We start from the raw sequence: 23,407 nt of genomic DNA, 5'->3' as shown, positions 1-23,407 counted from the left end.
ACTCCTATTTTTAACAACAAAAGTCACAAAAGAATTTTAGTACTTAAGTTGTTTTAAAGTTAGTCATCTTACAGTTGTAAAGAGCACTTAAGTTTGAAAATTTGTAGATTTTCACTTTGTGTTAACTTTAATTTTAAACTTAGCTTAAATCCTTTTGTGACTTTTGCAGTTTATAGCTTTAAATATTATCAGTGAGAAAAGCCGGTAATTTTCGCTTCATCAAAATCCAATTGCATTTCGATGGTTCTCATTACATGATCATCAAATATTTTCTCTCTTTTCATTCTGTGAAGTTCGTTTCTCTGTGCCTGAATGACTTGACGGAGCACATCTTTATTTTGATTGATCGCTGTGACATAATCTCCCGTGGATGCCATACATTGAGCTTTATCTGCCATCAGCATCATTTCATTTTCCAGTTTATGCTTTTGATGGCGGACTAAACTGTTGGTTACTGCTAAATCTGCAAAATCATCATCTAATTTACGTAATGCTGTTTCTTTCAACTTACGCATTAAAATGACTTCCTGCTTTTCTTCAGGCAGCTCGCTTCCCGCATCTTGTATGTTTAACAGTTTCAGGATCGGGCTAAGTAATAACCCTTGTCCTACCAATGTAATTAAGATAATAACAAAGGTTACAAATAAAATAATATTACGGTGCGGAAAGGCTTCTCCATTAGGTAAAAAAGCAGGAATAGATAATGCTGCTGCCAATGAAACAACTCCTCTCATCGCTGCAAAACTGATGATAAAAGGTTCTCTCCAATCTGGTTTCGGAACTTTTAGCCTTAATTCTTTAGAGCAAAGTCTTGGAAAATACATCAATGCATAACTGTACACGATTCTCGTTCCGATAATAGCTCCACCGATTATCACGCTATAGAAAATACCTTCTGAAACAGTATAATCCGTTAATCCTTCAACTACTATTGGTAATTCAAGACCGATGAGGATGAAAATAATGGTATTCATCAGGAATATTAAAACACTCCAGACGTTTCCGGACTGAATTCTCGAGGTATGGCTTAAATAGCAATGCGAGTTATAAGACATCAATAATCCGCCCGCAACTACCGCTAATACTCCTGAAAAGTGAAAATGCTCTGCACCAACATACATGATATAAGGAACAATCAATGTAATAACCGTATCAATATTGGAATTTGTAGGAATAATTCTCAGTAATGCTCCAAAAGCAAAGCCTACAGCCACTCCTACAGCAATCCCACCAATCGCCATGGTAAAGAAATCCTGAACGGCATCTCTCCAAATAAACTGACCTGAAATAACGGCTGCCAAAGCAAATTTAAACACAATTAAACTGGATGCATCATTGATCAAGCTTTCTCCTTCCAGAATATTGGTAATCTTTTTTGGAATTTTCATGTGTTTCAATACCGAAGTGGCTGCTACCGCATCTGGTGGCGAATTTACGCCTCCTAACAAGAATCCCATTGCCACTGTAAGCCCCGGAATAATAGATGATGAAAGGTATGCAACAACAATTGACGTTAAAAACACCAGTCCAAACGCCATGGAAAAGATCTGTTTTCTCCATTTGTGAAAATCCTGCCATGAGGTAAACCATGCGGCTTCAAAAAGAATGGGCGGAAGAAAAATAAGGAAAACAAGATCGGGTTCTATTTCTACACGAGGCATTCCCGGAACGAAGCTTATCAGCAACCCTGCGATCACAAGGAAAATAGGATAAGCTACCTTCAGTTTCTGCCCAATCATTACTAATATCATTACAGACAGTAAGACTACAATAGATATTATAACATAGCTGTGAATCATTTTGATGTAGTTTTTTTAAGTATTATTTTTTGTTGAAGTTTAAACAACGATTTATTTGATTTTTGTTCAAACTGTATCGTTTTTTTATCTGACCTAGATTGTATTAAAGTACAATATTATTTTTCGGAGTAATGGCTGGCGGAAGATCAGTTTCATCCAGCATATCTCTCATATCAATTTCTATGGTACGGCTGATCTGAGTGATAGGAACATCATTGGCACTTCCCTCGAAAGGATTTACAGATGCCTCTCCTACGCTATCCAAGGTATGAAAACACCATGTAACCAATAGTGAAAAGGGAATATTAAACCAAATTGTCAAGCCTTCTACTGCAGAACCTTCTCCCAGTTTATCAAATTCTTTTAGCAATCCGAAAGGAACAAATACAATGAATAATAATAAAAGATAAGTCGTAATGGAAGAAAAGTTTCTTGGATAAGGAAAATTCTTGATACGTTCAGCTTTCCCCTGACTGTCTGTGAATTTCACCAATTGCTGGTTGATTTGCGTCCATTGAAAATCATTGATCTCTCCTTTTTCATAAGCTTCAGATAATTCTTTACTTTGACTTGCCATCAATTGAGTAGCTCTGTTCTTTTTGCTTAAAATATAATGAAGTTCTGCTCCCGAAAGGTACTTTTTCAATTCGTCATCCAGTTTTGTAACCCTTTCCGAGATTTCATATTTTTTGGCATATTCATCAAACTGTGCTGTTCCTGTATTTTCCCAGACTCTCGGTTCTCTAAGCTGAAATCTCAAAGCCGTAAGCCATGCATAATGACGGAGAAACATTTCTTTTACTTTATTCGGATCTTTTGAAATAAGAGAATCTCTTAGAATATATCCAAAACTACGACTGTCATTGATGATCGCGCCATAAATCTGTCTTGCTTCCCAAAGCCTGCTGTAGCTTGCATTATTTTTAAATCCTACAATAAAGGCAACGGCGGTTCCCATAATTGCAATGGGCTGCCAAGGCACGGAAAGGAATTTCCATCCCAGAAAATATAGAATGGTAGGAATGGCTGCCAGTACAATTAAGGCGTAAATACTGCGACGTGTCCAATTGATAAATTCACGCGCGCCAAATCTTTTTCCTGAATGCATATGTGTTGTTTTTTGTGTTAATAATTTAATGTTTTTTTCATCAGGTCGCATTCAGCAAGGAGTGTCAATATTAGTTTTTGGTAAACGGAATATTGTTATAAAAACCAATCTGAATCTGTCCTCTGTTTCTGTTTTCCTGAATCTGGTTCATATACCCTGCTTCAATTCTCATATTTTTATTAATGACATATCCTAAAGCGCCATATACCCTGTTTCTATCGAAGACCGGACTGTCAAAATGCAGGAAAATCTCATTATAAACGGATGCATAGAGTGTTTTCGGCAGCATTTCCTTTTGGGTAATCGGGATATTAAATCCTAGCATATAACGGAACCTCATCCTGAAATCATCCTCTAAAAAACGTTCTTCTAAACGATAACGATGCTGAAGATTAAAACGTCCAAACTTCTGCTTGGTAATAAACTGCTGGAAAATTCGGTGTTCTATATTTTCTTTTTTCTCTCCGTTTACATAAGGCTGGCTGAGAATAAATCCATATCCCAACAATACATTATTATTGTTTTCCGTTAAATCATATCCTATCCCAGTACGAATCAAAAGCTGTTCAAGATCTCCCACTGCATCAAAGTTTCGGTACTGAATCTCATTATGCCAGTTCAGTTTTTTGCTGATCTTATTATTCCCAAAATACATATACCAGGCACCCAGATCACTTTTCTGCGCAAATGTAAAAACGGATCCCAAGCCCAATACCGTGAATGCCAACTTCGTAAAAATCTTTTTCATGTTTATCAATTACTATTATCTATCGTTTTTAACAAAATTAATATTTTAAATCAATAATAGCAAAATAATTTTTACCTAAACACTTTACACTGAAATCAATAAACAATTTTTCCCTTTTTACTCAAAATTAAAAATAAAACCGACAGGTTGTACTGTCGGTTTACATTTATAGTTTTATCTATATTATCTTACGGGTGTTGTTGCATTTTAGCCGGATCATCATAATTTACCATCCAGTTGATCCCGAATTTATCGGTAAACATTCCGAAATACGCTCCCCAAAATGTATCAGCCATCGGCATCGTAATATGTCCTTCAGAAGAAAGTCCATTGAAAAGTTTGTCTGCTTCTTCTTTAGATTCTGCATTGATGGAAATAGAGAAATTGTTCCCTGCTTTAAAGTTAGAAGCCCATTCTCCACCTGTATCGCTTCCCATTAAAACCGTTTCTTTGGAAATCGGAAGGGTAACGTGCATGATTTTGTCTTTATCTTCCTCAGGAGTTTCTTTTCCTTCCATTGGAGGCATTTCTCCGAAAGTTCCGATGTAAGGATATTCTCCTCCGAAAACTGATTTATAGAAATCAAATGCTTCTCTACAGTTTCCATTGAATGTTAGATAAACGTTTACTGATGCCATGATTGTTTTTTATTAGTTAAGTTTTAATTAGTTTTTAAGAGATGGTAACTTCAACTGTATCTTAGGACTACCTGTGCTGATCAATCAGAATCATATTCCCATCAGGATCTTTCAGATAGATGTGTTCCGGTCCTGAAGTGGTTTCATCAGCTTCTTTTTCAATTTCTATTCCTCCTTCTTTTAAATGTTTCTGGATCTCTCTGACATCATCAAAAGATTCAAGATTTTGTGCATTTTCATCCCACCCAGGATTGAATGTAAGCATATTACCATCAAACATTGCCTGAAACAAGCCGATCAAGGTAGATCCGTTTTTCATGATCAGATAATTTTGTTCTGTACCCCCAGCCATTGTACTGAATCCTAATTTTTCATAAAAATCCTTAGACTTCTGAAGGTCTTTTACACTTAAACTGATTGAAAATGCTCCTAGTTTCATATATTGATTGAGTTTAGATTGAGGCTGATTTTGAATATCGAGCCTTATTTAGAAGTGTATTTCTTATAAATAGGAATGAACTGATTATTGATTTTTCAGGTTTGTTTTGAACTCTAATGTTCCATCATAACTTTTCCAGTTTCCGATCAGTTCAATATACTCGCCTTCAATTTTTTCGGTTTTCCTGTTCCATTTAAAATTATAAACGAAACGACCTTTAAATAATCCTGAATGTTTTCCTTTATTCTCTTCAGCCAATTCATATTCCCCAAATACAGTTCCCTGTTTCTTGGAATCTTTATATTTTGAGATTGTGATTTTACCTTCAAATTTTGCATAGTTGGTATCCACGAGCGAATATCCTGAAACAAAATACTCCTGATCATTCTTTTTATTCTGTTCAGCGGTATTGATTTTAAGCTTCAATTCCTGTCCCTTACTTCCGATTGTTCCTACGTAAGGTTTACTGTTATTCAGCCATGCATTTGAAATATCTGGCATTTGCCCCAACATAAAATTGGCAGCCAGGATGAAGAGCAATAAAAGTTTTTTCATACGGTGATTTTTAAACTCCGAATTGTGACAGGTGATGGTTCAGATGTTTTGCAAACATATTATTCCATTCCTGCGCATTTAGTTTTCCAAAAGAGAAAGATTCTTTACCATCGAAGGCATCTGCTCCCAACTGCTGTGTTTTCTGAATAAAACCAATCAGTCTTACTTTTTCCTCATCAAAGTTTTTTCTTCCCGTCACTAAAAACTGAGGGGCTGTAGGGGAATCTCTCGGGTATGATTTCTCACCCACCACTTTAGGTTTCACAAAAGTTTTCAGAATAAACTTAGCAATCGCTCCCGGCTTTTTATGCTTTTCCGGCTCGTATATCATTTCATAAGTTACACAACAGTGCGCCAACATTTGGTCTACTGTCATTTTCCCCCATAATCCATGAGTATCTTCAACGAGTTTGTTTATTCTATCTATGTAGTTCTGAGCATCTTTTGCATCAAATACATTTTCCATATACTTTCTAAATTAACTATAGACAAATATATTAGTTTTTTCGTTTGATTTTTATCGACTACAAATTTTTTGTTGCCGGTTTTGAGATAATAATTAATGAGGTTAAGAATCAGAGGGATTAAAAAACATACTACTCTATTTCAGACGTTCCTTCTACTTCAATTTCCTGAGATGTTTCTTTTTTAAAGATAAACCAAAGCTTAATTTTTAAAGCAATCCATCCTATAATAGCATAAATTATCAGAAGAATACTTAGATGTTCTAAATATGGATAGGTAAGTTCTACAGAACCTTTTTGAATCAATAAGATTTTAAACGCCTGTAAAAAAGGGGTTAACGGGATAATATTAGCGATAAACTGAACGAATGCAGGCATCGCACTTAATGGCCATGTAAAACCACTGATGATGAAAGCTGGTGAAGCAATAACCATAAGAATCTGTGTTGCTTTCAATGCATCCGGAATTAATATACTGATAAATACACCAAGGAAAGAGGCAGAGCCCACAAAAACAGAGGTCAGAAGAATAAAATTGAATATTCCTTCCGGCATCGGAACCCTGAAAATCATATGCATAAAGTAATAAATACTTACGATCAGAATAGAGGAAATCCAGATGGGAATTACTTTAATTAACATCGTTGGAAATGCCCATTTTTTCATTTTTCGGTATTCTTTTACAAAGGATCCTCTTTCAAATTCTGCGGCAAAACTCACTGCCATTGCCAATAAAATCACCTGTTGTAATACTACAGCCAGCATTGCAGGCCACATAAAGATCAGATAGTTTCCCGTGGTATTGAAAAGTGTAATATAATTGGCTTTGAAAGGCTCGTATTGTGTAGCGGCTTTTGCAGCCGGCATTCCCGCTTTTTGTAGGGCTTTGATAGATGCTCCAGCAGAAAATGTTCCGATGGTAAGCTGAAGTGCTTTTGAAGCGAAGTTTGCTGTGAGAACGTTTCCTGTATTGATATAAACGTTCAGTTCAGGATATTTTTTCTGAAGCATATCTCCTTCAAAGCGCGAGGGAATAATAACAACCGCTGCTGCTTCATGCCTGATTACTTCATCTTTTATACTTAAAGGTTCCTGTAAATACTTGATGATCTTGATGCTTTTATTATCATCCAGCATTTCCGTCAATTGGTTTGACAAAGGAGTATTGTCTCTGTCAACAACGAGTACAGGAGTATTTTCAACTTTTCCGCTTTTGTAGACAAACCCCAGCAAGGTTGCATAAAAGACTGGTGCCAAAAAGAACACAGTCCTTAAGGTAGAATTGCCGATAAAAAGCTTGAACTCACGTTTTAAAAGACGGAAAAATTCCTTCATCTGTATATTTTAATATTTAAAAAAGTCAACGAGTAAACATTTCTTTACGAAAAGCCTTCATTGTGTTTTGTTTCTTATTATTTCAGGATTACATTGGCGTTTACCAAAAGACTTTTTGCTTTATTCATGTCTTTAGGTTTTACCTTAATCTCATAAATTGCATCCTGTAGCTGATAATCCGGATAAGCTGTCGTAATATCTGCATATCTTGTCAATTGCTTGATATAAACTACATTTCCTTCAAGATTCTCTTTATTGTAAACTACCTGCATATTCACGTTCTGCCCTTTCTTGTATTTCGAAATAGCACTTTCAGGAACGGTGAATCTGAAATAGGTACTTTCGGGAATATATCCGTTGAATAATGCAAAACCGGCTGTTGCCAATTCTCCGGTATTCAGGCTTATAGTTTCAATTTCCATATCGTTTGTAGCAATGATATATCGTTCTGAATATGCTACATTAGCTTCCTGCAATGCACCTTTAGCCTGAGATGCCTGTCCTGCAGCCATTTCTATTTTTTCGAAACGGGTTCCTCTGTTTACATCATCCAATTCTGCTACTACTGCATCATATTGAGCTTTTGCTCCCTGAAGTTTTGCATATACTTCATCGTGTGCCTGTGGAGACATTAAGCTGTCCCTGAACATATTGTTAGCTCTTCTGTAGGATTTTTGTGCAAATTCGTACTGTTCTTTTAGTCCTTTATATTTTGCCTGAAGCTGTTTCAGCTGATCTGGTGTCGCTCCGTTTTTAGCCATCTGTTCCTGAGCCGTTGCTGCACTTACCGCACCCTGTGCCTGTGCTATTTTTGCTGAAACTTCCGGTACATCAAGCTGAGCCAGTGTATCTCCTTTTTTCACTGTTTGCCCTTCGGATACGTATATTTTTAAGATTCTTCCTGTAACCTTTGGAGCAAAAGAGATCACTTCTTTTTTCGTTTTTCCTTCCGGTTCCTTGATCTTTTCATTTTTCTTGTCGCAACTTCCCAATAAAAACAGAGAAGCAATGAGTATAGATATATTTTTATGCATCATTTTAATTTTTAAGGGATTAAGTAAAATTTGGTAATATCCAGTTCCTGAGTAGATCTCATCAATTCTATTCCTGCCCTTCTTTGGTTGAAAATAGCGTTTTGGTATTCCAATTCTGAAGTTTCAAGATCATTTTCAGCATCAATAAGCTGTGAAGATTTGCTCATCCCGTATCTGAATTCTTTTTCAGCCTGTACCAAAGCATTTTTTGCCAGTTCTTTTTCTTTAGCCTTTAGAGTAATCTGTGCCGTAGCAATATCATAATTGGTTTGATTATTGGCTAAATTCAGGGTAAGTTTTTTCAGTGCATCTTCTTTCTGATTCTGTAATACCTCTTTACCAACCTTAGCTGTTTCTTCGGCATGCTTTCCTTCTTTTCCGTCAAAAATTTCCCATTTAAAACCTACTCCTGCTGTGATCAATGGAAAAACATTAATATTGTTTGGGCTCCAGTCTAACTTTTTACCTTCATAGCCTAATAAAGGAACTGCTGGCACTACATTTTCAGAGCTTTTAATTCGGTTTCCATACAGTCCGATATAATATGCAGAAGCCATCAGCTGTACTTTTGGAATCATCCAGGTTCTTTCCGCCTTTATTTTATAATTGGCAGCACTGATCCCATGTTCAAGGGCACGAATTTCCGCTCTCTGTTCTATTCCTTTTTCTGCGGCAAGCAATTCTACAGGAGACAAAACAGGATCTATCATTCTCAGACGTTCTCTGTCAATTCCCGTTAAAATATAAAGCTGAGTAAGAAGTAATTCTTTTTTTCCTTCATATTCTACCACTTTTGCATTTAAAGTAGCCTGAGCCAATTCAATCTTTTTATGGTCATAAGGTGTGATCAAGCCGTACCCTAATGCTTTATCTGCTGTTTTTTTGTTGATGTCCAGTCTTTTTTTACTTTCATCCAAAACTTTTTTAGACTGATGGATCAATGCCAGCTGATCATAAGCTTTGGAAATAGTTGCCATCACCTCATCTCTGGTTTTTTCTAAGAGAATATCTTCGGATTTTTTCTTTTCTTCAACGGCTTTTTTGAGGTATTTAACTTTTCCTCCGGAATATAGAAGCATTTTAGCATCGGCTTTGGCAACGCCTGAAAATCCGGATACATTAAAGTTATTGTTAAAGGTTCCTTCGGGAATATTTATAAAGGGAGCCAGATTGATCTCTGGCGACGTCAGTCTTGCTGTTCCGTTAAGGTAACCTGCTTTACCGCTTAATTCCAGAGTAGGAAGAAAGATATCTTTTAATTTATGTTCGTCAAGATCGGTAAGTTTATTTTGGGTAACCTGCATTTTAAGATTCGAGTCCCGAACCATTGCACTATCCAGAAGTTCTTTAAAGTCCGGCGCAGACTGTGCCCAGCCCCAAGCAGGAAAAGCAAAAAAACTAAACGTAAAAATCAATAAATTGTTTTTCATGGTTTATGTTTATAACAAATATAATGCAAAATTTGTTAAAATAGTTAAAGAATAACAAACAAAACAGTGAATTTAAATTAAGTTTAAAATACGTTTAAGTATAAACTCCTTTGAAATAAAGTATTATCAAATCCGTTTAAATCTTAATTAAAAACTAAAAAACTTTGAAAAAAAATATAACTCTACTTTTAACGCTTCCCTTTTGTGTTATTTTTGCTCAACAAACAAAGGTTTGTAAGTGCTTTCAGCTTGAAAAAGTAAAGGACAGTATTGCATCTCATTCCATAAATAAATTCTTTCCGATATCTGAAGAAGAAGCCCTGAATCCGCCTTATCATTTTGTTTCGGTAGAATTTGTAAACGGACAAAAATCATTAAAAAAGAAAAGTCATCTTAAAAGACCGAAGCTTGTAAAAACAGTAGCAGATATTCCCAGTAATCTAATTATAAAGCAAGGAGAATTAAATGATTCAAAAGCCATCTTATATGCTGATGAAAGATTTGATTTTAAAAGTTATTATGTAAAAATTTCGAAAGATAATGGGAAGACATGGAAAAATTATTTTACAGGTTTGATTGTAAATAATAACTATTTCTTTAAACGGAATTCACAATATCCACTGTGGAAAGATCAAGATCACCTCCAGATCGAGACCGATATAAGAAGAATGATAAAATCGGCTGTACTTCCCGATATGCAGCCAGTATATGAAACAGTAAAAAGTAATGCTCTGATTACATTTGATCTTAACGAAATCACCAAAGATTCTGATGAAGATGGAATAAATGATATTGAAGAAATTAAAATGCTCTTTACCAATCCTTATTCAAAAGATACGGATGAAGATGGCATCAATGATTCTGAAGATAAAAACCCAAGATACAGAAACCCGAACAATGATTTTTCAAAACTTTGGGAGGGAATTTTATATGGATATTATGAATTTATTCAAAAATCAGATCCGGTGAATGAAGAATTCAACATTAATCTGACAACCTTCAGAGAAGATATGAAAAAACAAAGAGAGGATCTTCCATCGAAGAGAAATAATTTTATGAATTCTCTTCGGGATAAAGTGATTGTAACGGAAGACGAATATTTAAGAGGTATTGAACCTTATGATGAAAAAATCATTTTCATGTCTTTAAAGGAATATTCCATCTATAAAACATTCACCCATTCAGACTGGTCTGATATTTTTTACAGCAAAATGTTTCAATGTGATGAGCTTCCCGATACGTATGTTTTATTAGTAAATGCAGAGACTACCGGATACACTTATCTTATCAAAAGGACTTCGAGTGGATGGAATGTAAAAGTTATTGATCATTGGATTGCGTAATCTCACCCGTTTCAAGTAAAGATTTCTCCAAACAAAAACTCCTCACATTGCTGCAAGGAGTTTTTATATAATAATAGTCTTTGTTCGAGGTTTATTTCTGAACGGCTTTTTTCATTGCTTTATCAGCTCTTAGAACTCTGTAACGTACTTCAATATCTTTTGGTACATAGAATACTAAAGGAAGTTTACTGTTATATCTTACAATTTCCGGGCTCATTGTAACAAACTTTTTAGTCAGCTTATTATCCAGACATCCTTTCAATGTTCCTGCTGTATCACCATTGGATTCTACTTCATAATAATTGTACCCCCATCCTTGAAGATCCTGGCTTTTCATTTGCCCTGAAAGAAAATAATTGTTACAATCTAACATTTTCTCAATTCCTACAAAAATTTCAACTTTTAAATCTTCTTCATTTTTTGCAACCGGAAGCTGAATATATACTTGTTTAAATCCTTCTTTAGCTTTTGGGAACATTTCAATCTGCAGTTTTTCAAACTTTTCTGCTTTCTTCTGTGCGAAAGCACTTACCCCTACCATTAATGCCAATCCTGTAAATAAAGTTTTTGAAAATTTCATTTTATTTGGTTTTAAATTTTACGTATTTGCTAATAGCCAAAAATCATTCCAAAATTAAAATTACTGTTCCTTTCTGTATAAATTCACTTGTATAGAATGGTAGTTTTTCATTGTAAAAATAATACTTTATAACAATCTTGAAACATTACCAATCACATCATATTCAAACAATTGTTTATTTTTTAAACATGTATTAAATATAGAAATTTGTGGGTACATCTTTAATAAATCAATAAAACAAAAACTCCCCACATTGCTGAGAGGAGTTTCTATATAATAATAGTCTTTGTTCGGGGTTTATTTCTGAATGGCTTTTTTCATTGCTTTATCAGCTCTTAAAACTCTGTAACGTACTTCGATATCTTTTGGTACGTAGAATACTAAAGGAAGCTTACTGTTGTATCTTACAATTTCAGGGCTCATTGTAACAAACTTTTTAGTTAGTTTACCATTCAAGCATCCCATATTCGTTCCTGCTGTATCTCCATTGGATTCTACTTCATAATAGTTGTATCCCCATCCCTGAAGGTCTTGACTTTTCATTTGTCCCGAAAGAAAATAATTGTTACAGTCTAACATTTTCTCAACGCCTACAAAAATTTCAACTTTTAAATCTTCTTCATTTTTTGCAACCGGAAGCTGAACATATACCTGCTTATAACCTTCTTTGGCTTTTGGGAACATATCAATCTGTAGTTTATCAAACTTCTCCGCCTTTTTTTGAGCGAAAGTGCTTACTCCTACCATTAATGCTAATCCTGTAAATAGAGTTCTTGAAAATTTCATTCTATTTGGTTTTTTAAATTTACTTACTTCCCTATAGCCAAATATCATTCCAAAATCTGAACGTTTACTCCTTTCGTGTGTGAATTCATCTGTGGTGCATAATAATTCTGCATCGTTGTAATACCGTTTGAGAACTTACCTGAAGCATTAGCAACTACATCATATTCAAACACATATTTACCTTTTGGCATATATTGAATATAGAAATTTGTGGAGGCATCTTTTGTGGATTGATAATAGCCTAAATTATTCTTCCACTGATATCCTGACAAGGCATCAAGAGGTTCAAATCCTGCTGCTCTCATATCTTTAATATGAATAAACTCCATGGCTCTGTCTGTATTCAGGATCATTCTTACCGTTACTTTATCTCCAACTTTCAACGGGGTTTCCGCAGAAATTTTCTGAAGTTCTTCACCATTTACTGTTTTCACTTTTTTATAAAGCTCTTTGGTTACAGAAATATAGTTCTCGGATGATTTTATTTTATCCAGATCTTCATAATACTGCCAGAATAATCCTCCCTGAACTATTCCAGGACCTGGTTTGGTAATGGTAACGGTTCCAAGATTTTTATCTACAATATCTGTTTTCACAGTTGATTTCACATATCCTGTTGCATGAGTCTGAGGAACCAATTCTTTTCCGCCCCAAACGATCGTTGCTTTATCACTTTCAGCACCTGTCCATGATTTCCCTGAGTTTAAGATGGTAAAAATCACTTCAGCCGTACCTCTTGAACTTCCCCATGAGTTTACTTCTTTCTGTGTGACCAGCCAGATTTTCATTTCTTCAATGAATTTCTGATTATTTGGCTGCAACTTATTGAAAGCTTCCAAAGCTCCTGCATGGTTCACTACTTTTGAACTGAACCAGCCCCAATCATTTAGGTTTTGCTTCCAATAAACACCTTGAGTTTTGGTGTCTGTAGAAGTTTCTTTAAGGTAATTCATCAACTTTCCGGATACTTCGTTCATTCCATAATCGTTCATTAATAATGCAGCACGGTGTAATCCGAAGAATGTAAAATCTGTAAGTTTTGCTGTTTTTGCTTTTTCTTTTACCTGAGTTTTAAGTAAAGCTCCTTTTCCTTTTAAAGGATACTGTTTTTCCCAATAGTTTCTGGTATCAAGATAATCCATCACCCAATTATTCAAGACACTTTCCTTTTTATTCCCTGAATATTTATTGATCTCATTATCTACATACTGAATCAATTTTGTTATCAGTTCTTTTTGATCAGCACTTTGATAATCCTTCGCATTATCTTTTAACCAAACATTGATTTTACCAAGGTTTTTAAGAATATATAATGACACTCCGTAAGAGCTTGGATATCCTGCATACCATGAGAATCCACCGTCAGGGTTTTGTAGTTTTTTAAGATCATCCCAATCCTGACTGATTGAGTTTTTCATTGTATTGGCATCAAACAGAAGAGCGAGTTTTTGCATCTGTTCCTGCTCGTTTTTACTCTGTAATACCCAAGGAGTTTCATCCAGCAATAATTGTTTCAATTCCTGATTTTTTTCAAGATTTGAATTTAATAATCCTTTACTCTGATATTCTTCGAAGATGGTTTTCATTTTCGGATTTGCCTTAAAGATTTCAGAAGCCAGTACATCTGCAAACCATTTATTGAAAATAACATCTGCTGAGCTATTCTGATCATTCTTCAGACTTGGAAGCGCAAACATGATCTCCCAGATCGGATTGGTTGTCAATTCCAGCGTATTGGAAACATTAGAAGCTGTTGTAGAAGTATTATTTGTAAGGTTATCCAATACAAAGGTTTTCGTTTCTCCTTCTTTCACAAACACAGGCACAGCATCTGTTACCAGCATTCTGTTTGGCAATACTGCTATCGCTTGTTGTTCTCCGTCAGAATAATTCCCCGCTTTAGCAACGACTTTTAAAATAATGGAAGAAACGTTATTCGGAACTTTCAATTTCCATGTTAAAGCTCCGTTTCCCTTTTCATTCAGGTCAAAGTGCTGTGTTCCTGAAGTGATTCCGAATTTTGAAGATATATTTTCATTGGTGAAGGCATCCAGAATCTGTAGTTCTGCAGAACCGCTCATTTTTTTATTGGTTAGATTAGAAAGTTTTGATTGTAAATTCAATTCATCACCTTCTCTTAAGAATCTTGGATAATTTGGTGTTACAGAGAATTCTTTCTGAGTTACTACTTCTTTTTCCAATGTTGCCGATCTTGCATCTTTGGTATGTGCGAGGAACATCAGTTTCCATTTTGTAAGGGCTTCCGATGATGTGAATTCAAAGCTTACATTTCCTTCAGCATCTGTTTTCAGATCTGGATAGAAGAATGCTGTTTCGTTTAAGTTCTGGCGTACCGGTACTTTTTCTAAAGACTCTTCTGCCCCGCTTCCCTGGTTAGAAATATCTGCAACAGCAGCATCTGCCATTGGTGATGGTGGTGCAGACATTTTTGCTCTGTTTGCTCTCACTTCCATTGCCGCCATTTCTGTAGGTCCGGATTCCATTTTAGCAGCTGTCTTAGAAACAGGACGCACGCCATATGCCATTCTTTTAGGAATTCTCACAGCATCACCTTCTGTATTATAATAGAAATCTCCATCAAACCAATTGAAATTAGGAACCTCAATAGTATTTCCTTCCACATATTCCAATTCTTTGCTATATCTTTTCTGCATCAGATAATTACTTATCGCATAAGAAGATATTCTTGAGAATGGCGTAAGTAATTTATCCCAACTGTATTTATTGGCTGCAAACTGATCCAATGACATATCGTACATATTCGCCAGCACTTCTGCATTTACTTTTTCTTTATCGTTTCCTGTAACTTTTACTGTCCATTTTTCTTTTGAATTGGGTTCCAGCTTATCTCTGAATGTTACTGTTTCGATCTGTAAAGGCTTCTCTGTATCTTTTATTTTAAGAGAAACATTTTCTGTATTCACATCGTTGAATGCTACCAATTGAAACTGAAGATTCAGTTCGCTTACTTTTTTATCTTTTGGAATATTTGCTGTATACTCTAAAATTCCTTTTTTCAACGGATGAATTTCTGAAATTGTTTTTCCTGATCCATCCTGAACAAAAACATTCACCAATGCATCCGGAACTGCCGAATACACATACACTTTTGCCTGCTCTCCCCTTGCCACTTCATCTTTAGGAGCAATTACGGTAAGAAATGTTTTTTGAGATGGCTTCAAAGAGCTTTTCTCCCAAACACTAAAGTATTGTGACGCTTTAATGGTGTCTTTCCCTTCAATATTAAAAAGCTCCAATTGATAATCTCCGGCATCCAGTTTTCCTAAATCTAAATCAGAATAAGCTTTTTCGGCTGATGGTTGCTGTTGTTTTTCTATAACAACTCTTTCTGTTTTCCAGTTTTTAATTTCATCATTTTTATCAAACAGATCATGTGGAAACTTACTGATAAATTCTTCCTTGGAATATTTTGGAGCATCCTGAACTGCAGATTTAAAGTTATCTCTGAAAATTCTGTCTGGAGCCGCTAGTTTGGACAATTTCACCTGATAGGACTTTTTAAGATCCTGTTCGTTATAGTTTTTTGTTTCTACTTTTAGTTTTACATTTTCATCACTGAATGTATTCTTAACCTCATCAGCTTTAATATAATGCGAAACAGAGGCTACTTTCAGCTGAGTATTGGCAGACTGAGTCTCACCATTGATGTCTGTAGCTGAAGCATTAATCTCGTAATTATCAATCTGTATTCCATCCAGTTTTTCATCTTTCTTAAGATCAAGACGGATAACAAATTCTCCTTTTTCATTGGTTTTCGCTTCTCCTAATATTGAATTTTCATTATCATTATCTCTCGGATACCATCCAAAATATCTCCATCTGATATTATGTTTCTTGATCTCATAATTGATGGTTGTATTACTCAAAGCAACACCGGAAAACATCATTGCCTTACCTTTCAGCTCTATAGACTGTCCGTATTTGTACTCATCTTTTACAGGTTCGAAGGTGACTTCAAATTTTGGTCTTTTGTATTCTTCTACTCTGATATCTTTATATCCTTGACCTGTACCATCTGTTTTCAGATAGAACACTCCGTTCGATTTTCCTTTTGGCAGCATAAAACTTCCGTGGTAAGAACCGAATTCATTCGTTGTAAAATCCTGTGAAGAGATTTCCTGATTATTGATATCAAATAAAGTGATCTTTTGTTTTACCCCTGAAATCACAGATTCCGCTTCTTTGTTCAGCTGTGTATTGATCGCTTTGAAATATACTGTTTGCCCCGGTCTGTAGATAGCTCTGTCCGTAAAGATCTGAACTTTGGTTTGCGATACCTGATTGGGATTGTAATCATCTGCAATATTGTTTCCATAGACCGGCATGATATAGAAATCATTGGTTTTTGGCTGCTGAATCAGGAAAGTTCTGTAATAAGTCTTATTGTCAGTACTCGGGAATTGGAAAGCTCCTTTTTCATTAGTTTTTCCTTCCATTTTTTTAACAGGTTTATTTCCTGCAAATTCGTAGAAGGTAAGGTTTTCATTTACTACGGGTTTTCCGTTCTCACTATTAACCAATTTCAGTTTGTCCAAGTTTGCATTTTTGGAAGATTTGTTCTGAAAAATGATTTTATTTCCGGAAACCAAAAAGAAAAAATGTTGATCATCATTCATATCTTTTGCCTTTGCTCCGGCAACTGAATACTCCACCATATAAATACCAGATGGAAGTGGTTTTATCTCAAGTGACGTTTTATGCTCTTTATAATCATCAGGATTTGAAAGCTGATAATTTTCTTTTCTCACCAGACTTTTCTTTACCTTTTTAAAATACTCACCGTAATAAGGATTCTGAGCATATTTCATAAAGGGTTCAAAGTCTTCTTTTACTTCATAAATATTTAAGCTAAATTCTTTGACATTCTGTGACGATGCAACGAAATGAATGGGCAGATTATTCTGTGTCTGCTTCTCATATTGAATCGTTAACGAAGGATTTTTAATCTGATTTTCCTTGCTTTTTATGTTTCCGATAAAAGAAGATTTCGGGTATTCACTCTTTGCCTGTTCTGCTACAGCAAGTGCTTCTTTAAACTTACCTTTGCTGCTCAGCTCATCCATAATATCTTCCATGATCACCACTTTGTAATCTCCTTCGATATTGGATTTTGCAAGATCCTGAAGCTGCTGAAGTCTATCTTTACAATTATTGAAATTACAGTTCTCCACCAGCTTATCTTTCATGAAATACAATTTTGTATTCCCATTATTCTGGGCAATTAATTCATCAAATATAGTATTAATTGCTGTTCTGTTTTCAGTAAGTTCATTTTTGGTAAACAAATTATTTTCTGATAAAAAACCTATTTTTTTCACCGCATACCAATCATACAAACTTGGGAAATAAGCAATATCCCTGGTCTCCAGAAACAAAGATTTATATTTTTCCAAAGCAATCTTTTTCAGTTCCTGCTTCTGAAGATCCAGTTCCTGATAATTTTTGGTTAAATAATTTTTAAAATCCAGCTTGGTCCATGTTTCAATCTGTGAAACATCCTGGGTATTATTATTTGTTCTGCCATTTATTTTCCAGTAATTCTCATTGAAGTAATCCATAAAGAATCCGTTTACCAGCACTTTATAGACCATCTTTTCTTCTCCTTTCAGTTTTGTCTCTGTTTCCTGAAGTTTTTTGAAGAATTTTGAAGCAGAATCATTTTTATCATCGTCTACAGTTTGCTTTACAATACTGAACTCTGCTTTCAGGGAACGGATCAGCTGAATGGTGTTATTTTCTTTCATGGCTTTGTTTTCTAAGTCTAAAATGATTGGAAGATTAGATTTATAAGCTCCTTTCTGACTATTTTCTGCTATTTTTTTCCATTGGTCATCGTAATATTTTTGTGCGATAACCGGCGAAAAGCCCAGTGATAAAAGCGAAAGCATAAATATCTTGGAAAATCTTTTCATATATATTAATTTTGATAAATGAACATTTTAAAAATACTGAAAAAATCCGTCATAGACAGCCAGGTTTACGTATCCTTAATGGGAACCCTTTTTGCAGTATTTTTCATGAAAGAGCAAAACACATTCCGTTTCCCTACTATTCTGTTGATTTTCATTACGTATTTCAGTGGTTATCTTTATACTAAATATCAATACACTAAACATTTTTTTAAAATATTAGTTCTAAATGCTATCGCAGGCGTTATATGTGCTTTTCTTATCATTCATAATCATAATGAGATAAGACTTCTTAAATGGTTTATTATTGTAGTACTAGGATTGTTGTATAATAGTTTTTTTCTGGATGTTTACATTCGGAAGATTCCTTTATTAAAAGTGTTTTATGTGGGATTGGTCTGGGCATTGGTGAATTGCTGGCTTACTCTTCCGGAATTTAATTTCCCTATTTTTCTGATCAGTTTCTTTTATATTACCGCACTTGTCCTTCCCTTTGACATTCGTGATATGAAAAGTGATACGGTAAAGACCTTTCCAATGCTCATTGGTGTACAGAATACGAAATACATTGCCTACTCCCTTGTTTTTATCAGTAGCCTTATCGGAATTTTCTATCTGAAGCCTTTATATGCAACAGCTTTTTTTCTATCAAGTATTGTTACCTATATTTTAATTTATTTCTCTGAAAATAAAAGAGATGACTCCTATTTTTCATTTGGCGTGGAAACATGTTCAGCATTACCTTTTTTATTTTTACTAATAATGGAGTATTTTTGACGAATGATTATCAAGAAGCTTTCCCTGTACAATTTCAAAAACCACTCTGAGAAAAAATTTGACTTTTCCCCGCAGATCAACTGTTTTGTAGGTAATAACGGGGTGGGCAAAACCAATATTCTGGATGCATTGCATTATTTATCAGTTGGAAAAAGCTTTTTAGGAAATACAGACCTCAACAATATCAAAAAGGAGGAAGATTTCTTCACCATTGACGCTGAAATTCAAAATGATGACAGTGAAGACATTATCAGAATCACTCAGCCAAAAGAGGCAAAAAAAGTGATCAAAAAGAATGATAAAAGTTATGACAGACTTGCAGACCATATCGGTTACCTGCCCAGTGTCATGATTTCTCCTTATGATTCAAACCTTATTTCCGATTCCGGGGAAAGCAGAAGAAAATTTCTGGACTCAATGATTTCCCAAACGGATTCTGAGTATCTTTTTGATTTGATACAATACCAAAAAACCATTCAGCAAAGGAATGCCTTACTGAAATATTTTGCTAAAAACAGAACCTGGGATAAAGATTCTCTGGAAATTTATGATGAACCGATCACCAGATTCGGGACTAAGATTTTCAATAAGAGAAAAGTATTTGTAGAGCAGTTGAATCCTATTGTTCAAAACTTCTATCAGATCATTTCGGGTGGAAAAGAAACTGTTTCTGTCATTTATGAATCTCACCTTTTGGAAAGTAATTTTGCAGAACTTTTAAAGGAAAGTCTTGAAAAAGACCGTATGTTAACTTATACTTCTAAAGGAATTCACAAGGATGATCTTCTTTTTGAAATGGATCATGTGCTGATCAAGAAAATAGGTTCTCAGGGACAGCAGAAGTCCTTTCTGATCTCTTTAAAACTTGCTCAGATGAGTTTGGTTAAAGAACTGACAAAAAAAACACCAATTCTATTGCTTGATGATATTTTTGATAAACTTGATGATACAAGAGTGGCTCAATTGATTGAGTTGGTCAACCGTGAAAGTTTCGGACAGATCTTCATTACAGATACTCACAGGGAACGTACTGAAAGTGTTGTAAAAAAGATTAATGAAGAAAGTGTAATTTTTGATATTTAGTGGGATATGGGTTTCGGGATACGAGATGCGAATTATAATGTGTAAAGTAACTTTTAAGTAATAAAGCTTAAATAATATAAAGAAGAACATGATAAATCAAGTAATAGCTTGCAAATAGTTATTTTTTTATCTTACCTTTCATAAATACACAAATAAGATGAGCTATAGAAATTTAGATATTTACAAAATAGCTTTTGAGTTGTTTTTAAAAACACATAAAGCATCCTTTCTTCTTCCTAAATACGAATTATTTGAACTAGGAAGCCAGTTGAGAAGATCTTCTGATTCAATAATTACTAATATTGTAGAAGGATATGGAAGATCGATCTATAAAAATGACTACATTCGCTTTCTCGTATACTGCCACGCAAGTAATGACGAAACAATTAATCATCTTGAAAAGCTTATCATTCTATATCCTGATTTTTCTAATGAATTTGAAAGCTTAAGAAATGAATACAATATTTTAGGTGGAAAAATCAATGTATATAAAAAATGGGTAAAAGAAAACTGGAATGAAAATAAACAATAGAATATTAAAAAAATTCTTGTAAAACTACTCTAAATAGTATATTCCAACCTATAAGTACGAACCACGTAACACGCATCACACATCTCGAACCACGCAACACGACTATGAAGAAGAAAAAACGCGAATATCAATCATCTGAACTTGTGAAGTCCTTCGCAAGAATTTATGGTTTTGAAGATAAACTTGTGGCTTTTGACATTAAAGATTTCCTGGAAGATTATCTTGATGAAAGTCTTTTCAATGAGATCAGAAGTGTAAATATTGAAGACAAATGTATCATTATTAAGATTGATTCTCCCCTGCTTAAAAATGACTTTAAAATGCGTAAAACATTCTATCTTAAAAAGTTTCAGGATAAGTTTGGTGAGGATAAATTTGATAGTATTCAGATTCTATAGTTCTTCCTGTTTGAATATCACTTTATCATCCTGATTTACAACAAACTCTGTATTCATCATTGTTTTAAGGGAAAATATTTATAAAAAAAACTCCATTATATCTATATTAAGTGATATATTTAATACTCATAAAAAAATTAATATTTACCATGAAAAAAGTACTTAAGTCGAAGAAATTATCAAGAGAATCATTAAAAAAAGTTAAAGGTTCAGGACAAATGGTGTGCTGTGCAGTAAGCTGCATAGATATGACGGGATGTGGTTTTTGGGAAGAATTACCAGCAGAATGTCCGGAACTTCCTTATTGTGTATAATGAATACTTATTTTATAGAAAAAAAGCTACCAAAAATGGTAGCTTTCTTATTTTTATTAATGTTCCTCTGATTTATTGGAAACTGTACTGTTCATCAGGTCATCTGCTTTTTTATCCAATCCTGAGCGTAATGGCAGGAAGAACTTCAACGGATGTTTTATAAAATACCTGAAAATTTCTTTATAGATCTCGCTTACCTGTCCGAAATTCATTTTTCTCGATCTGAATGCCAGGAACATGGATAAACTGAAACTTACCAGGAAGTTAAAGAACCCTATTAAGAAAACGGTTACAAAAGAGATCCAGAATGTATAAGAATCTACTGAAAAATCTTTCCCGTAAAGCCCTAAAGCAAAGTTTCCTGCCGCAAAGGTAATGTGTCTGATATCTAAGTCTAACCCGAAGAACATTCCTACAGGTGCTGTGGCACCAAGGAAAACTCCAAACCAGAAATTCGATACAATTCCGGGCCAGTTTTTAGCATAGTATTTAGATAAGCCTTTAGCGAATTTTTTACCGAAAAAGTTTCTGATAGAAAGGTTTTTGGCAATTCTCTCCGGAATCTGGTAAAACACGGAGTTGTTTCCAATATTCCCTGAAATAATCCCCGAAATAAAAAGATAAAATCCCGCAATACTGGCATGTAGAATCGCTTTAGATTTGAAAGGATCAAGGTCTTTTAAGAGTTTGTCGGATCTGTCAACAGCAAGATTCTGTGAGAAAAATACGTCTAACCCGTAGATTATAGCAAGAGCTATCGGAAAAGCTAGTAATACATTTCCTACAAAGGCGATAAACTGGCTTCGAAATAGCTTGGATACAAGATGGGCAAATTCGGTATTATTTCTTTGACTGTTTCCTTCTTCGGATAATACTTTGGTCATGGTTGCAGCAGTCATCGCCGGTTGCTTTGTAGCCAGGGTGAATCCCATCAGATAGATCATCACAAACCCCATCGCATAGTTCATAGAGTATAAAAATGCGTGCGAAAAATCACTTCCCGGAATGTATCCATAAAGCATTTTCAGTACACAGAGTGCTCCTACGATAATCCCACCACCACTTGCTTTATAGAACATTGTCATATATTCCTTGCGTGTAGAAGTAATATAATGGGTTCCGGCTTCTGCGGTGTGATTGGTAATAAGATGTGAGATCAATCTTGTACTGTCATTGATCAGATCTGCAATATTATTTTTATGGGATTTATAATTTAATATATTAAAAACCAACTGTTTGGATTTAACCAGAACATCACCTTCATTATCAATCACCAATAATTGAACGATCTCATAAATTCTCTTCGTCTGTTGACGGATTTTCAGCAAAGATTGATTGATCTTCCCGGAAATACCATATTTATCAGAATTTTTAAAGGCTATATTTACAAATTCCAGACATTGTTCTGAATAAATTTTGATTTGCTTAAACCTGCTGTCTTTAGAATGCAGTTGCATTTCTGGATCTTTGGTAAGGTCTTCAGCCAAAGCCTCCAATTCATTTTGAAGCGCAAGAAACGGGTTATCCAGATTTCTGTATTGAGGAGCCATTCTCACGACTTCCACTTCCATCGCCATTCCTGTTACCCTCCATGAAAGGATATTCATAGAAAATATCAGTTCTTTTTTCACATTAGGCTTAATGATAAAATCTGAAGCTCCAATAAGAGTTAAAAACTCATCTATCTCATTTTCAGGAAGATTATGTAGATATTTTAAATCTTTTTTAGGTCTAAGGCTTACATTATCAATCATGTACCACACCGTTTTTTCATTTTCTACGGGAGGCAAAACCTTGTTCAGGATTCTTTTTTTAAGTTCAGGGAAAAAGGCATTCTCAGAAAGGATATTGGCTTCTGTCAATGAAAGATTGAAGGGTCTTCCTTTAAAGATATTATGGATATAATATTTAAAGTTTTCCGCAAAATTCGGATGGTTTCTAAGAAAATTAAGTACATCTGTAAAGTCAGCAGTTTTCACACTTTCCAAAAACTCTGCAAAGGGTTCCAAAGAAAGTGTTTCGTTCTTAAAAGAAAAGTATTTTTTAAGAACTGACTCAAAATTTGTACTGGAATTAAAGAATTTCATTAGTAC

General features: G+C 34.6%; 20 protein-coding genes. 6 read left to right on the top strand and 14 right to left on the bottom strand.

The genetic code is table 11. From position 1 onward, the window contains the following. Positions 1-188: 188 nt before the first annotated feature. From BBI01_RS02375 to BBI01_RS02330, 10 genes are all read right to left on the bottom strand, one after another. Positions 189-1,799, bottom strand: coding sequence for a Na+/H+ antiporter (locus BBI01_RS02375; protein WP_065393079.1), 1,611 nt, complete (start codon positions 1,797-1,799; stop codon positions 189-191). A 103-nt stretch (positions 1,800-1,902) separates the two neighbouring features. Beyond that, complete coding sequence (locus tag BBI01_RS02370; protein ID WP_065393340.1) at positions 1,903-2,907, bottom strand: bestrophin family protein; 1,005 nt, start codon at positions 2,905-2,907, stop codon at positions 1,903-1,905. A 70-nt stretch (positions 2,908-2,977) separates the two neighbouring features. Beyond that, on the bottom strand, positions 2,978-3,655 hold the full coding sequence (locus tag BBI01_RS02365; RefSeq protein WP_065393078.1) for a DUF2490 domain-containing protein: 678 nt from the start codon (positions 3,653-3,655) through the stop codon (positions 2,978-2,980). Positions 3,656-3,843: 188 nt separating this feature from the next. Beyond that, a complete protein-coding gene (locus tag BBI01_RS02360; protein WP_065393077.1) occupies positions 3,844-4,293 on the bottom strand; it encodes a VOC family protein in 450 nt (149 codons plus the stop codon). A gap of 67 nt (positions 4,294-4,360) precedes the next feature. Beyond that, complete coding sequence (locus BBI01_RS02355) at positions 4,361-4,732, bottom strand: VOC family protein (RefSeq protein WP_065393076.1); 372 nt, start codon at positions 4,730-4,732, stop codon at positions 4,361-4,363. Between the two features lie 84 nt (positions 4,733-4,816). After that, positions 4,817-5,287: a hypothetical protein gene (locus BBI01_RS02350; protein WP_065393075.1), complete on the bottom strand. Its 471-nt coding sequence runs from the start codon at positions 5,285-5,287 to the stop codon at positions 4,817-4,819. Between the two features lie 10 nt (positions 5,288-5,297). Further along, the gene (locus tag BBI01_RS02345) at positions 5,298-5,753 is read right to left on the bottom strand and encodes a DUF1569 domain-containing protein (RefSeq protein ID WP_065393074.1); all 456 of its coding nucleotides are present in this window, start codon (positions 5,751-5,753) and stop codon (positions 5,298-5,300) included. Positions 5,754-5,883: 130 nt separating this feature from the next. Then, positions 5,884-7,086 carry an ABC transporter permease gene (locus tag BBI01_RS02340; RefSeq protein ID WP_065393073.1) on the bottom strand — a complete coding sequence of 401 codons (1,203 nt, stop codon included), beginning with the start codon at positions 7,084-7,086 and terminating at the stop codon, positions 5,884-5,886. Positions 7,087-7,163: 77 nt separating this feature from the next. Beyond that, a complete protein-coding gene (locus BBI01_RS02335) occupies positions 7,164-8,120 on the bottom strand; it encodes an HlyD family secretion protein (protein ID WP_065393339.1) in 957 nt (318 codons plus the stop codon). Between the two features lie 11 nt (positions 8,121-8,131). Next, positions 8,132-9,550, bottom strand: coding sequence for a TolC family protein (locus tag BBI01_RS02330; protein ID WP_065393072.1), 1,419 nt, complete (start codon positions 9,548-9,550; stop codon positions 8,132-8,134). Positions 9,551-9,714: 164 nt separating this feature from the next. Here BBI01_RS02330 and BBI01_RS02325 point away from each other — a divergent pair, with 164 nt between their 5' ends. Then, on the top strand, positions 9,715-10,893 hold the full coding sequence (locus tag BBI01_RS02325) for a hypothetical protein (RefSeq protein ID WP_065393071.1): 1,179 nt from the start codon (positions 9,715-9,717) through the stop codon (positions 10,891-10,893). Between the two features lie 91 nt (positions 10,894-10,984). Here the strand turns inward: BBI01_RS02325 and BBI01_RS02320 are convergent, their stop codons facing one another. The 3 genes from BBI01_RS02320 to BBI01_RS02310 form a co-directional block, all read right to left on the bottom strand. Continuing rightward, the gene (locus tag BBI01_RS02320) at positions 10,985-11,473 is read right to left on the bottom strand and encodes an ecotin (RefSeq protein ID WP_065393070.1); all 489 of its coding nucleotides are present in this window, start codon (positions 11,471-11,473) and stop codon (positions 10,985-10,987) included. A 297-nt stretch (positions 11,474-11,770) separates the two neighbouring features. Next, the gene (locus BBI01_RS02315) at positions 11,771-12,259 is read right to left on the bottom strand and encodes an ecotin (protein ID WP_065393338.1); all 489 of its coding nucleotides are present in this window, start codon (positions 12,257-12,259) and stop codon (positions 11,771-11,773) included. A 44-nt stretch (positions 12,260-12,303) separates the two neighbouring features. Then, entirely contained in the window at positions 12,304-18,213 is a 5,910-nt protein-coding gene (locus BBI01_RS02310; RefSeq protein WP_065393069.1) for an alpha-2-macroglobulin family protein, read from the bottom strand. An 18-nt stretch (positions 18,214-18,231) separates the two neighbouring features. Here BBI01_RS02310 and BBI01_RS02305 point away from each other — a divergent pair, with 18 nt between their 5' ends. The 5 genes from BBI01_RS02305 (at position 18,232) to BBI01_RS22680 (ending at position 21,314) form a co-directional block, all read left to right on the top strand. Further along, entirely contained in the window at positions 18,232-18,987 is a 756-nt protein-coding gene (locus BBI01_RS02305; protein ID WP_065393068.1) for a UbiA prenyltransferase family protein, read from the top strand. 3 nt (positions 18,988-18,990) lie between these two features. Next, a complete protein-coding gene (recF, locus tag BBI01_RS02300; RefSeq protein ID WP_065393067.1) occupies positions 18,991-20,070 on the top strand; it encodes a DNA replication/repair protein RecF in 1,080 nt (359 codons plus the stop codon). Between the two features lie 157 nt (positions 20,071-20,227). Continuing rightward, entirely contained in the window at positions 20,228-20,602 is a 375-nt protein-coding gene (locus BBI01_RS02295) for a four helix bundle protein (RefSeq protein WP_065393066.1), read from the top strand. A 104-nt stretch (positions 20,603-20,706) separates the two neighbouring features. Continuing rightward, the gene (locus BBI01_RS02290) at positions 20,707-21,000 is read left to right on the top strand and encodes a hypothetical protein (protein ID WP_065393065.1); all 294 of its coding nucleotides are present in this window, start codon (positions 20,707-20,709) and stop codon (positions 20,998-21,000) included. Positions 21,001-21,149: 149 nt separating this feature from the next. Then, positions 21,150-21,314, top strand: coding sequence for a hypothetical protein (locus BBI01_RS22680; protein WP_165602208.1), 165 nt, complete (start codon positions 21,150-21,152; stop codon positions 21,312-21,314). A 56-nt stretch (positions 21,315-21,370) separates the two neighbouring features. Here BBI01_RS22680 and BBI01_RS02285 read toward each other — a convergent pair whose 3' ends face one another. After that, on the bottom strand, positions 21,371-23,401 hold the full coding sequence (locus tag BBI01_RS02285; RefSeq protein ID WP_065393064.1) for a transporter-like protein: 2,031 nt from the start codon (positions 23,399-23,401) through the stop codon (positions 21,371-21,373). Positions 23,402-23,407: the final 6 nt, after the last annotated feature.

It is taken from the genome of Chryseobacterium artocarpi, from assembly GCF_001684975.1.
In the GTDB taxonomy this organism is placed as follows: Bacteria; Bacteroidota; Bacteroidia; order Flavobacteriales; family Weeksellaceae; genus Chryseobacterium; species Chryseobacterium artocarpi.
This window is presented reverse-complemented; position numbering and strand designations above follow the sequence as displayed.

Excerpts from the sequence above, each read along its gene's own strand:
- BBI01_RS02355 (WP_065393076.1), bottom strand. The coding sequence starts at position 4,732 with ATGAAACTAGGAGCATTTTCAATCAGTTTAAGTGTAAAAGACCTTCAG.
- BBI01_RS02345 (WP_065393074.1), bottom strand. The coding sequence starts at position 5,753 with ATGGAAAATGTATTTGATGCAAAAGATGCTCAGAACTACATAGATAGA.
- BBI01_RS02350 (WP_065393075.1), bottom strand. The coding sequence starts at position 5,287 with ATGAAAAAACTTTTATTGCTCTTCATCCTGGCTGCCAATTTTATGTTG.
- BBI01_RS02370 (WP_065393340.1), bottom strand. The coding sequence starts at position 2,907 with ATGCATTCAGGAAAAAGATTTGGCGCGCGTGAATTTATCAATTGGACA.
- BBI01_RS02305 (WP_065393068.1), top strand. The coding sequence starts at position 18,232 with ATGAACATTTTAAAAATACTGAAAAAATCCGTCATAGACAGCCAGGTT.
- BBI01_RS02335 (WP_065393339.1), bottom strand. The coding sequence starts at position 8,120 with ATGCATAAAAATATATCTATACTCATTGCTTCTCTGTTTTTATTGGGA.
- BBI01_RS02375 (WP_065393079.1), bottom strand. The coding sequence starts at position 1,799 with ATGATTCACAGCTATGTTATAATATCTATTGTAGTCTTACTGTCTGTA.
- BBI01_RS02340 (WP_065393073.1), bottom strand. The coding sequence starts at position 7,086 with ATGAAGGAATTTTTCCGTCTTTTAAAACGTGAGTTCAAGCTTTTTATC.
- BBI01_RS22680 (WP_165602208.1), top strand. The coding sequence starts at position 21,150 with ATGAAAAAAGTACTTAAGTCGAAGAAATTATCAAGAGAATCATTAAAA.
- BBI01_RS02360 (WP_065393077.1), bottom strand. The coding sequence starts at position 4,293 with ATGGCATCAGTAAACGTTTATCTAACATTCAATGGAAACTGTAGAGAA.
- BBI01_RS02310 (WP_065393069.1), bottom strand. The coding sequence starts at position 18,213 with ATGAAAAGATTTTCCAAGATATTTATGCTTTCGCTTTTATCACTGGGC.
- BBI01_RS02365 (WP_065393078.1), bottom strand. The coding sequence starts at position 3,655 with ATGAAAAAGATTTTTACGAAGTTGGCATTCACGGTATTGGGCTTGGGA.
- BBI01_RS02285 (WP_065393064.1), bottom strand. The coding sequence starts at position 23,401 with ATGAAATTCTTTAATTCCAGTACAAATTTTGAGTCAGTTCTTAAAAAA.
- recF (WP_065393067.1), top strand. The coding sequence starts at position 18,991 with ATGATTATCAAGAAGCTTTCCCTGTACAATTTCAAAAACCACTCTGAG.
- BBI01_RS02290 (WP_065393065.1), top strand. The coding sequence starts at position 20,707 with ATGAAGAAGAAAAAACGCGAATATCAATCATCTGAACTTGTGAAGTCC.
- BBI01_RS02320 (WP_065393070.1), bottom strand. The coding sequence starts at position 11,473 with ATGAAATTTTCAAAAACTTTATTTACAGGATTGGCATTAATGGTAGGG.
- BBI01_RS02295 (WP_065393066.1), top strand. The coding sequence starts at position 20,228 with ATGAGCTATAGAAATTTAGATATTTACAAAATAGCTTTTGAGTTGTTT.
- BBI01_RS02330 (WP_065393072.1), bottom strand. The coding sequence starts at position 9,550 with ATGAAAAACAATTTATTGATTTTTACGTTTAGTTTTTTTGCTTTTCCT.
- BBI01_RS02315 (WP_065393338.1), bottom strand. The coding sequence starts at position 12,259 with ATGAAATTTTCAAGAACTCTATTTACAGGATTAGCATTAATGGTAGGA.